The 9,509-nt window shown below is 36.4% G+C and carries 13 protein-coding genes; 11 read left to right on the top strand and 2 right to left on the bottom strand.

All coding sequences use genetic code 11. From position 1 onward, the window contains the following. The 11 genes from PEH01S_RS16780 to PEH01S_RS16730 form a co-directional block, all read left to right on the top strand. The coding region (locus PEH01S_RS16780; protein ID WP_127486831.1) for a nucleoside triphosphate pyrophosphohydrolase at window positions 1-264 on the top strand (264 nt) is incomplete at its 5' end. A 62-nt stretch (window positions 265-326) separates the two neighbouring features. Next, complete coding sequence (locus tag PEH01S_RS16775) at window positions 327-1,976, top strand: right-handed parallel beta-helix repeat-containing protein (RefSeq protein ID WP_127486829.1); 1,650 nt, start codon at window positions 327-329, stop codon at window positions 1,974-1,976. Window positions 1,977-2,019: 43 nt separating this feature from the next. After that, window positions 2,020-2,490, top strand: a complete 471-nt coding sequence (locus tag PEH01S_RS16770; RefSeq protein WP_127486827.1) for a hypothetical protein — start codon at window positions 2,020-2,022, stop codon at window positions 2,488-2,490. 78 nt (window positions 2,491-2,568) lie between these two features. Then, complete coding sequence (locus PEH01S_RS16765) at window positions 2,569-2,856, top strand: helix-turn-helix domain-containing protein (RefSeq protein ID WP_127486825.1); 288 nt, start codon at window positions 2,569-2,571, stop codon at window positions 2,854-2,856. A 36-nt stretch (window positions 2,857-2,892) separates the two neighbouring features. Continuing rightward, the gene (locus PEH01S_RS16760; protein ID WP_164827887.1) at window positions 2,893-3,309 is read left to right on the top strand and encodes an ankyrin repeat domain-containing protein; all 417 of its coding nucleotides are present in this window, start codon (window positions 2,893-2,895) and stop codon (window positions 3,307-3,309) included. Between the two features lie 80 nt (window positions 3,310-3,389). Next, window positions 3,390-3,581: a hypothetical protein gene (locus PEH01S_RS16755; RefSeq protein ID WP_127486821.1), complete on the top strand. Its 192-nt coding sequence runs from the start codon at window positions 3,390-3,392 to the stop codon at window positions 3,579-3,581. Between the two features lie 231 nt (window positions 3,582-3,812). Further along, window positions 3,813-4,196 carry a hypothetical protein gene (locus tag PEH01S_RS16750; RefSeq protein ID WP_127486819.1) on the top strand — a complete coding sequence of 128 codons (384 nt, stop codon included), beginning with the start codon at window positions 3,813-3,815 and terminating at the stop codon, window positions 4,194-4,196. Between the two features lie 289 nt (window positions 4,197-4,485). Beyond that, window positions 4,486-4,791, top strand: coding sequence for a hypothetical protein (locus tag PEH01S_RS16745; RefSeq protein WP_127486817.1), 306 nt, complete (start codon window positions 4,486-4,488; stop codon window positions 4,789-4,791). Window positions 4,792-4,826: 35 nt separating this feature from the next. Beyond that, window positions 4,827-5,213, top strand: coding sequence for a hypothetical protein (locus PEH01S_RS16740; protein ID WP_127486815.1), 387 nt, complete (start codon window positions 4,827-4,829; stop codon window positions 5,211-5,213). Window positions 5,214-5,388: 175 nt separating this feature from the next. After that, on the top strand, window positions 5,389-5,946 hold the full coding sequence (locus tag PEH01S_RS16735) for a hypothetical protein (RefSeq protein WP_127486813.1): 558 nt from the start codon (window positions 5,389-5,391) through the stop codon (window positions 5,944-5,946). A gap of 57 nt (window positions 5,947-6,003) precedes the next feature. Beyond that, on the top strand, window positions 6,004-6,633 hold the full coding sequence (locus PEH01S_RS16730; RefSeq protein WP_127486811.1) for a hypothetical protein: 630 nt from the start codon (window positions 6,004-6,006) through the stop codon (window positions 6,631-6,633). 138 nt (window positions 6,634-6,771) lie between these two features. Here the strand turns inward: PEH01S_RS16730 and PEH01S_RS16725 are convergent, their stop codons facing one another. Both PEH01S_RS16725 and PEH01S_RS16720 read right to left on the bottom strand, forming a co-directional pair. Beyond that, entirely contained in the window at window positions 6,772-7,134 is a 363-nt protein-coding gene (locus PEH01S_RS16725; RefSeq protein ID WP_127486809.1) for a hypothetical protein, read from the bottom strand. A 145-nt stretch (window positions 7,135-7,279) separates the two neighbouring features. Beyond that, entirely contained in the window at window positions 7,280-9,034 is a 1,755-nt protein-coding gene (locus PEH01S_RS16720) for a recombinase family protein (protein WP_127486807.1), read from the bottom strand. Window positions 9,035-9,509: the final 475 nt, after the last annotated feature.

Genomic DNA, 9,509 nt, shown 5'->3' with positions numbered 1-9,509 from the left:
CCAGAGAAACAAGCTGAAATTAGAGTTTTAGATGACACGGAATACATAAAAATGTTGAATATTAAGCTTCAAGAGGAGCTCGATGAATTTATAGAGGCTGGGGAAGATGAGCAAATAACGGAATTGGCTGATTTGGTTGAGATTGTTTATGCCATATTGGAGCATAAGGGGATCAGTATAGAGGAGTTTGAACGAGTAAGGCAGGAGAAGAAAGAGAAGCGCGGCGGATTTGGGGACAGGATACTCTTGGTTAAGGTGAAATAGATTGATATTAAGACATTTTCATTCTAAGTAATAAGCAACATAAATTGTAAGAGGTGAGATTATTGGAAAATAGAATCATTACACGAAGAGATTTAATTGGTTCAATCGGGATGGCTGGAATCGCTCTTTTAACTACTGATGCAATTAGTGTTTCTGCTCAAACTGTTACAAATTCTGTGTATAGTAACAACGTTATTCAATCCAGTGATGTATACAACATAAAAGATTATGGAGCCATTGGTAATGGCGATGATGCTACTAAAGCTATAAAGGATGCAGTAGCGGCTGCGACAAATTCTAGTTATGGTGGGGTAATATATTTTCCATCAGGTAAATATCAAGTTAGCTCAGAGATACAAATCGGTAACAAAATTAAAGGGGTCATTTCGAATACAAATGCAACAGTAATTTCAACACTTTCAATCGGTACTACATTTTCCATTAGGAATACTACTGATTTTGTATTAATGGGAATTGAGTTCACTGGAAACATCAATAATCCTGATACGATTTTCTGGTTGGAAAATAATAAAAGAATAAATATAAGCAACTGTTCTTTTAGAACAACAGGAGGGATGTGTCTTGGTTTTTCCAATACGACTAATGGAAATGTCACTAAATGTCTTTTTTATGATACGGGGAAAACGGCCAAAAGTCTTTCTAGCCATCCATCAAAACCCGCTATCTGGGTTGGAGAAGCCCCCACTTATACAAACACTAATATAACAATAAGCGAGTGCATTTTTGATCATTGCAACTGGAGTGGTATTTATTTTTTTGCGAAAGGCGGACTAATACAAGGTAATATTTTTGAAAGTTGTGGAGAGAGTTCCATTTTTATTGATTACAATGCTACAAATATCAATATTTTTAATAACAGAATTAATAATGCTTACATAGTTAATATTGCAGGATTTGGAATAGAGTGCAGCGGAAGAGGCATTATAATAGCGAATAACAATATTACTAACTGTGATGAAGCTGGAATAGGTATTGCTGACCCCGATAGCTTTATAATACAAGGGAATATTTGCAACAACAATGGTAAAGGTAATGGATCAAATGAACAGAAATGCGGACTTTTGTTTAGATTTTCAGATAGTTCGCCTAATGGTGCAATTAGAGGTTCTATTATTGGGAACATTTTCACAGATAACAATTCCGATATAAATAAAAAAATACAATTATACGGCATAGGGACTATGAGATACGGAACAAGTACTACTTCGATGAGCGGCATAATATTTGTTGGGAATTACCTTGAAGGAAATAAAATTGCTCCGGTTAGGGTCTGGGATAATAACACATTTTTGAATGAAAGCGTAATCTTTGATAGTAATTATGGTTACGCTCAGAAGCCTGTTTCATTGACTATAAAAATGATAAGGAATACCGGAATCTGGAACATTTCGGGGGTTGGCTTTAGACCGAGGCATATTAAAATCGATACCTATGCAATTAATAACTTAGGGGTTTCTAAATGTACTTCTGAAATAGAGACTTCAGGATCAGGAAGCGCAGTATGCATAACACAATACAATAATAAAGTGGAAGATAACGGTACAGCTTATTTATTAAAAAGTCCTTTGACCGGAAACACGTGGACCTATGCAACAATTGCAGGTGCTTTTAATGACGGGATTATACTTAATGTTGGTTATATTGACGGAGAGTGTCCCGAAGTAAAACTTTTAATAACTTGCTATCCTTAAAAAGATTTAGAATGAAATACTAGTTTAAAGGGGAGGAATTTAAATGTTAACAAATAAAGATTTTGCATACACTGCTGAACTCACTCCTGATCAATCGCAGTTCGCTAGTGAATTTATAGATGTATTGTTTAGTGATGATATTGAACGGTATTGGAATCTTGTTTCAGAAATTGATAAAGGTATTGCATTTGGATTCCATGATGCCAATAGACAATACAACAATCCTCGCAAAATGATTGATACAATAAATGAACTAAGAGAGGCGCACAGAAAATTATTCTCTCCAGTCAGAGAAAATTGTGGAGTATCCAAAACTGTTCGATACACAAGAGATGGGGAAGCGTATATTTATCTATTAGAAAATGTTGTTGTGCCAAGGACATATATTGCTGCAACCGAAACCAAGGTTTATCCTTTGCGAGTAGTAATTGAGGCAAGATATGAAAATCAGCAAATAACTGCAAGACTAAAAGTTCGCGTATATGATGATGTGTTTAGGACATTGAAACCATAACTTTTTTCTAAATAAAAGAGTTATAAGTTTTTTAAAAGTTAATGAAAACTGACTTTCATCATGAAATGAGGAATTAACATGAAGACGTTAGCTAAGAATTTAAGAAAAGTTAGGACTAGGAAGGGATTGACTCAAATTCAACTTGCACAACGTCTTCGTGTAAATAATGCAACTATTTCAAAGTGGGAATCCGGTAGTTATGAGCCGAATTTAGAGCAGTTAGTTTCGATCTCAAAAGAGTTGGATGTGTCCATTGACTGGTTACTTAGTCGTGAAGATAAACTTGATCAAGTTATTGATGAATATATATTAAGTGATGAAGATCTAGTACTAATTAGGCAGCTTGCAAGCAGGTTATCTAAATGAAAGTGCACCTTAACTCTAAATTCAGGTGGAATGCCTATGAACAATATATTTAAAGCTGCTGCTACGGGTGATATCGATTACATAAAGAATGCCTTATCAGTAGGAATTGATATTAATTGTAAGAGCGAATCAGGTTGGACATTGCTCTTGTACGCTGTAGAAAATGACAAAAAAGATATAATCGAATTTCTGCTTAATAATGGGGCTGACGTAAATTTCCAAAGTTCTGGCGGATGGACCCTCTTACATCAAGCTATAGACTTATCGATTGATGGGACAATTCAAACGAGTGGAGAACTCGGGGAAGAACCCATAGACATGATTAAATTCTTGCTAGACAATGGAGCAGACGTAGATTTAAGGGATAGCCTAGGGAGAACACCAATAGATATTGCAAAATCATATAATTCTCTGAAAATTATTGATTTTCTTGAACGATATAATTACAACTAACAATTCAGTTCTTAAAAATGTAATTGTTTTATGAAATGAAAGGTCAATTTCATAAGAGTAGAAAGGATGTCTACTGGAGAATGAAAGTAACAATTATTGATTTAACAGCAAAAAAAATCATAAGTGTAGTTGAAATGAATAACATTCCTCAAATTGGGAGTTCGATTTTTTTGTTTAGAGCGAAGAGCGAATTTAAAGTTCATGATGTCGTGTTCTTTATAGATGAAGAAAAAGAAAATGAAACGGAAGTAACGTTGTATGTATCTAAATGACTATGAAATGTCATTTTCATGAGGGATGGAGTGATGCTTCTTGTTTGGAATAGGGAAAAAGAAAATGCATTTTGGTCAAACAACAAGAATGATCGCCGCAACTTTACTTAATTTACCTCAACAAGATTATGGCAGTTTGAAGAGGTTCATCAAAAGTTTTCTGAGAAAGAAATTGGATTTATCAATTCTGAATTGTTTTTGTTCAGGTTTGTTGCACTGAACTTTACGTTTATGTCGATTGCGCTAGAGAAAAAATACAAAATTAGCTCTTATGATGTCGGCTTTATTGTCTCTCAGGGAACAAGACTGGCGTTTGAGGACATGGGATATGATGAACACGCTTTATTATTTTTTGAAAATAAATTTACAAATGACCTAGAACAATATACATCAGAACTTAAGAGCGTAACTGAAATGAATCAGGATTTAATTACCCTTTTAATCGCTGAAAGTTTCAGTAGAAAATTTTTATTGTCTATAGGATTAAATAAAACTCATGAAGAGTGGGAATTGAAGAAAGTCTCTCTTTTTGTGCTAGCCTCTTCCGTTTTTGTGATGGTAAGAGAGACTGTGGATGATTTTTTAAGGAATGTTAAGATCGTCGACTTTAAATAAAATGACTCTTTCCTGGGAAGTGAGCGCTTTGATACAAGATGTTCTTATTGAATGCTTTGATAAATTATACGATAGTGGGTACAGATTTATTGACTCTTTAGATGAAATTAAGGTTGTTGAAAAGCAAGTCTACAGGGAAGTGCACACATCTGTAACTCATATAAATTTTACCTACCAAGGAAAAGTGTTGACTAGGGAGCAGAAGAAACGTATCTTTAACTACGCTGCATTCCTAATGGCATTTGCAAACAATGAAGCGAGCAAATAACGGTTGATAGGAGATGTTTCAATGGCAAAAGATGAAGGCTTTGAATGGAACTTAAAAGCAAGAGAACTGGAAGCAAAGGGCGATATAGATAAAGCAATATTATTTTATGAAAGAGCATTACAAGCAAATTTCGATGGGAACGGCCCATATGATAGATTATCTATATTATATAGAAAACGAAAGCAGTATAAAGATGAAATTAGAGTTCTCACTCATGCAATATATGTGTTTGAAACATTTGTGAGTGATGAAAGAAGTGATAAGTATCCCAAACTGGAACGATTTAAAGTAAGATTGCAGAAAGTGAAGGACCTTGAAAATGTGTAATAATAATGATTTACACGGAAGAAGGTGAGCCTCTTATGTTCTGGAAGAAAAAGAAGATGGCAAATGAATTATCTGTTAGTGCACTATTTGTCCAAGTGGCTACCTTATCGTATGACATACACGATAAAGCAATTGAAGTAGATCAGGATAATAAGTTTTTAGATGGACGACATGAAAAACTCTTCCGACATATTGTGGCTGCATCAGCGATGACTGCAATTGCAAAGTTAGAAGATCCTATATATGCAGATTATTATGAGCAACTTATGACTAAATTGAACGAGAAATATGAGGGAACTCATGAACTTTCGTTGCATTTCAATGATGTTTTGCGAGAGCAATATCAGATTGATGATAGCGGAAAAGAAAATTTGCCTGAATTGATTGCGTATTGGCTGTATTTCAATGTAGCCAATGATTAATGAATCCGAATTTGATAGGAAATTTGTTCCCTATGCTCTAGCAGGGCAAGCGATTTACAATGCATATAACAATTGGTTTCAGAAGAATGACATGCCAATAATATGACGATTTCATAAGTATAGGTTTAATGACTAGGATATAAGCGAAGATATCATATATTTTTGGGAGCAGAGAATGAAGAATTTCTTTAAACACCCAATAATAGTAGGGTCAATAACATCATTTATTACATTGGGGATTATTACCCCCATTGTTGCATATTTAAAATCTGTTTCGATCCTTAATTCATTGTTTCTAATATGGGAATTCATTCTCTCGATTTTTAATTTTAAAATTTCGTTATGGATAATAATAGTCTCTATTATTTTATTTGTTATTGTTCGAAAACTAATTAAAAATGCGGATATTGAGAAAGACTTTAACCCATTCTCCACTTACAAAGAAGATATTATCGATGGGATCAAATGGGAGTGGAAGTGGATTCCATCATCATCAGGTTACACGCTTCCTAAAAATTCACCAGTTCCAACATGTAATAATTGCAAAGGTTTTTTGGTTTCTGAACATGAGCGATATTATCCATATGGTAATCTCTTGGTTTGCGAACATTGTTCATTTGAAAAGAAAATTACCATTGATCTAAAAGACTATCGAGAAAAAATTAGGAGAGAAATATTTAGAAGAGTTAGATCAGGTGAATGGAAGAGTTCTGTTGATGCAAGAAACCAATAATGAATCTATATTATGATCGTATAAAATATCATTTTTATTGGGAAAGGTTGTGTGAACATGATAGACTGGATTAATAGCAATTCTGGGATTATCCAAAGCATCAGTGCAATTGTTATGATTTTTTTAACCGGTTTCTATGTGTTATTTACTAAGAGCATATTGAAAGCAAATGAAGGGGTGTATGAAGAGGCTGAAAAGTCGCGTGAATTAGCTAATATGCCGAACGTCATTGCGTATTTCGATATGCCAGCTCACAATGTTTTAAATTTCAATATTAAAAATATAGGGATCAATGTAGCTAAGAATACACATATAGAAATAGAGTATCTAAATGAGATTACAAAAGAAAATGAATTGAAAAAATCCTATATTTTACAGAATGGCGTAGCTACATTAGCGCCTGGTCAGAAGTTAGAGATGTTTTATGGATCATTATTAGAACTTAAGTCAGCACAAGGAGATTTTCCAAAAATAAATGTTCACTTAGTGTTTGAAGATAGTCATGGTAAACAGTATAGATTGAGCTACACACTAGATGCTAATGTATACAAAGGAATTGGAACAATTCGTATCAATGGAATTCATCATCTAACAAAAACTTTCGCAGAATTCCAAAATGATTTTTCAAAAATGAGTCAGGATATTCGAGGATATATAGAGTCTAGACAGCAAGAAGAAACTGATTAATTGTAAAAGTTGAGAAAGTGTGAGTATTCGAAAGTCATCTTTAATCGATATTGTTATCGAATCAGTTTGTTACAAACACAATCTAATAACAATTCTCATAAAATGAGACTTTTAAAGGGCGGACATTTTGTTGATTTTTTATCCATACAATTTTTTGAAGACCATACCTGCAACAAACACATACAAATCAATCCCAAGTAAAATGACAAGGCCCACGAGAAAATTTAACGTAGTATCGGAGTGAAAAAGAAATCCAAGTACAGGAAATACACTGAATACAACGATATGTGAAAGTATTATATTCCGTTTCGATCCCCAACTAATTTCATTCTTTACATCAGCGTAGAGAGTCCCAACCAAAAGTGCTACAAATGAATAAAGTGCAAAAAAGTTCCAATCTCCTTTTCCGTTATCCAAAATTGAGAATGCAAAATACCAAAAAGGTCCAAGTATGATTAGCTTAAGAATAAACAATAGGATTCTTTGCTTAGCAATTTGCATCTTCTCACCTCGCGCAAAATAAAACGTCCCAGTATTAATGTGCTTCAATACAATAATACCAATGATACCCAAAATAGTATATTCAAAAATGGAGAAAGGATGAAAAAAAGAACCTCCTACTCAGGAAGTTCTCCATATAAATAACTCAGTTTATAAAGTTCAATCCTCCCGATACATCCTTACCACGCACTCCACATGTATTGTGCTCGGAATAGGAAGGCACTTTCCCCCTTTCACTTCGCATGGACTTTTTTTGCTTATGCATCTTGCTTTGGATGCTGTTATGAAAGCCGGTTTTGTAGACGAAGGTCAGTTTATACGGCTCGGGACTACCTTGATCGGGGTTCTCCCCAATAATCACTTTATCAACGATGCTCTCGAATACGTTCCGGTCGAATGCGGTCAGAACCTCATTCGTTTGAAGCACTTTGCGAAAATGTTCAAGCCGTTTTCCCAAATCAATTTCTTCTTGCGCGGATTGCTCCAACTGTTCCTTTTCTTCGAGCAATTTAGTAAGCGAAGTATCGAGCTCCATATACTTCTGTTCGTAAGTAGCCCTGTCTATTTTCTCATCCAGGCACAAATCAATCAGTTTGCAACGTTTTTGCTCCATGGCCTCAATATCGCTAATAATTTTGTTCAGTCGCTTTTGATTATTTTGGTCACTAAACACGGACCCCATTCTTTTCATAAGCTCGTCCAGCACATCCGAATTGTTGCGGCACACCAATTTGTACGATTCGACAAAAGCACCCTCAATCAGCTTTTCCTCCAAGGCTTTGCTGTGAGAGCAGTATTTCTTCCCTTTTTTCGTAGCTGTCACGCACTGCCAAATCACCTTTTCATGCGAGGTTCCGCTGTGCCAGTTCCGCCGCGAGAGATTGCTTCCGCAGAAAGCACATTCCAACTTGCTGCTGAAAGCAAATTTTCTGCTGTACTTGTCCCGCTTGCCTTTTGCGCCGCGGCGATGATTCTCGCCTCTTCGATGCAATATGTCCTGCGCCTTCTCAAATACTTCCTCGCTAACAATCGGCTCATGATGATTTTTGACATAAAACTGATCTTCCTCGCCGTAATTGTCCAGTCTTCTCTTGGAAATGGGATCGACGGTAAATGTCTTTCCTTGCAACAAGTCGCCTTTGTACTTCTCATTCTTTATGATACCAAGAATGGTTGTGTCCTGCCATTCGACTCTTCCGTACTTGGTTTTATGTCCAGCCTCAGTCAGTTCCTTTGCAATAACGTAAGCGCCGATTCCCGATGTGTATCGTTCAAAAATATAGCGGACGATTTTGGCTTCTTTTTGATTAACGGTTATCGTTTTCGTATTCACATCGTAATCGTATCCCAGACAGCTTTGAAAGCCCACCAGTTCGCCGCGCTTCATTTTCATCTTCAGACCTTTTTTCACGTTCGCGGAGATGTTCTCCACTTCCTGCTGCGCTACGGAGCTTAAAATGACGAGCAACAATTCGCCGTCCATCGTCAGCGTATTGATATTTTCGTCTTCAAAAAATACGGCGATGTTCTTTTCCTTCAGCATACGGACGTATTTCAACGTGTCCAGCGTATTTCTTGCAAACCTGGAGATAGACTTCGTGATGATCATATCAATTTTCCCGTCCATACAATCGTTAATCATGCGTTGAAAATCCTCGCGCTTCGTTACCTGAGTACCGGTTATGGCTTCATCTGCATAAATATCAACCAGCACCCAGTCGCTTCGTTTGCTAACGAGATCGGTGTAATAGGCGACTTGCGACTTGTAGCTGCTCAATTGCTCCTCGGTGTCGGTACTTACGCGGGCATAAGGGGCGACGCGAAGAATATCCGATAACTTTCCGGCGTTTCGATCCGATATTTTCCGACTTGCTTTAATTACTTCTACTTCGAGAGCCATGGTGTTGTCCTCCATTCTTATTTACTTGCCATCAGTTTAATAAGAGATGGGCGGACCGACAAATGTGCGAATCAAGAAGTAAGGTCCGAAATGATGCCGTAATCCCGCATCGTTTTGTTCTTTATCAAATGAAATTCGTTTTCGGTAATCAAAGATAATGCCAGCAATTGTCTTATCATAGCGATTTGCATGCTGTATCGGATGAGTTTATGGTTCATAAAAACCTCCCATTAATCCAGAAAAGTTGAAAAACAGAGATGCGCAACAAACATAATCGCGTATGCGCATCTCTGTTTCCGCCTCTGTTTTGGTTGCTTCTCTCAAAAATCTTATCCGGCGGACAGTGGTTAGCCGTCCTCATAGGGTTCAAACCTCTTCCAGGATCGCTGCAAGCCGCCCCCATTGCGATGAACTGTGGCTGGACGGAAGTATCATTATCCCTCCGCATGGGTCTTCGCCTTAAATGGAACCACCA

This window comes from Paenibacillus ehimensis NBRC 15659, from assembly GCF_004000785.1.
GTDB lineage: Bacteria > Bacillota > Bacilli > Paenibacillales > NBRC-103111 > Paenibacillus_G > Paenibacillus_G ehimensis.
This window is presented reverse-complemented; position numbering and strand designations above follow the sequence as displayed.

Bases quoted from the DNA above. Each gene is read 5' to 3' on its own strand.
- PEH01S_RS16770 (WP_127486827.1), top strand. From the start codon at position 2,020: ATGTTAACAAATAAAGATTTTGCATACACTGCTGAACTCACTCCTGAT.
- PEH01S_RS16765 (WP_127486825.1), top strand. From the start codon at position 2,569: ATGAAGACGTTAGCTAAGAATTTAAGAAAAGTTAGGACTAGGAAGGGA.
- PEH01S_RS16760 (WP_164827887.1), top strand. From the start codon at position 2,893: ATGAACAATATATTTAAAGCTGCTGCTACGGGTGATATCGATTACATA.
- PEH01S_RS16755 (WP_127486821.1), top strand. From the start codon at position 3,390: ATGAAAGTAACAATTATTGATTTAACAGCAAAAAAAATCATAAGTGTA.
- PEH01S_RS16750 (WP_127486819.1), top strand. From the start codon at position 3,813: ATGTCGATTGCGCTAGAGAAAAAATACAAAATTAGCTCTTATGATGTC.
- PEH01S_RS16745 (WP_127486817.1), top strand. From the start codon at position 4,486: ATGGCAAAAGATGAAGGCTTTGAATGGAACTTAAAAGCAAGAGAACTG.
- PEH01S_RS16740 (WP_127486815.1), top strand. From the start codon at position 4,827: ATGTTCTGGAAGAAAAAGAAGATGGCAAATGAATTATCTGTTAGTGCA.
- PEH01S_RS16735 (WP_127486813.1), top strand. From the start codon at position 5,389: ATGAAGAATTTCTTTAAACACCCAATAATAGTAGGGTCAATAACATCA.
- PEH01S_RS16730 (WP_127486811.1), top strand. From the start codon at position 6,004: ATGATAGACTGGATTAATAGCAATTCTGGGATTATCCAAAGCATCAGT.
- PEH01S_RS16725 (WP_127486809.1), bottom strand. From the start codon at position 7,134: ATGCAAATTGCTAAGCAAAGAATCCTATTGTTTATTCTTAAGCTAATC.
- PEH01S_RS16720 (WP_127486807.1), bottom strand. From the start codon at position 9,034: ATGGCTCTCGAAGTAGAAGTAATTAAAGCAAGTCGGAAAATATCGGAT.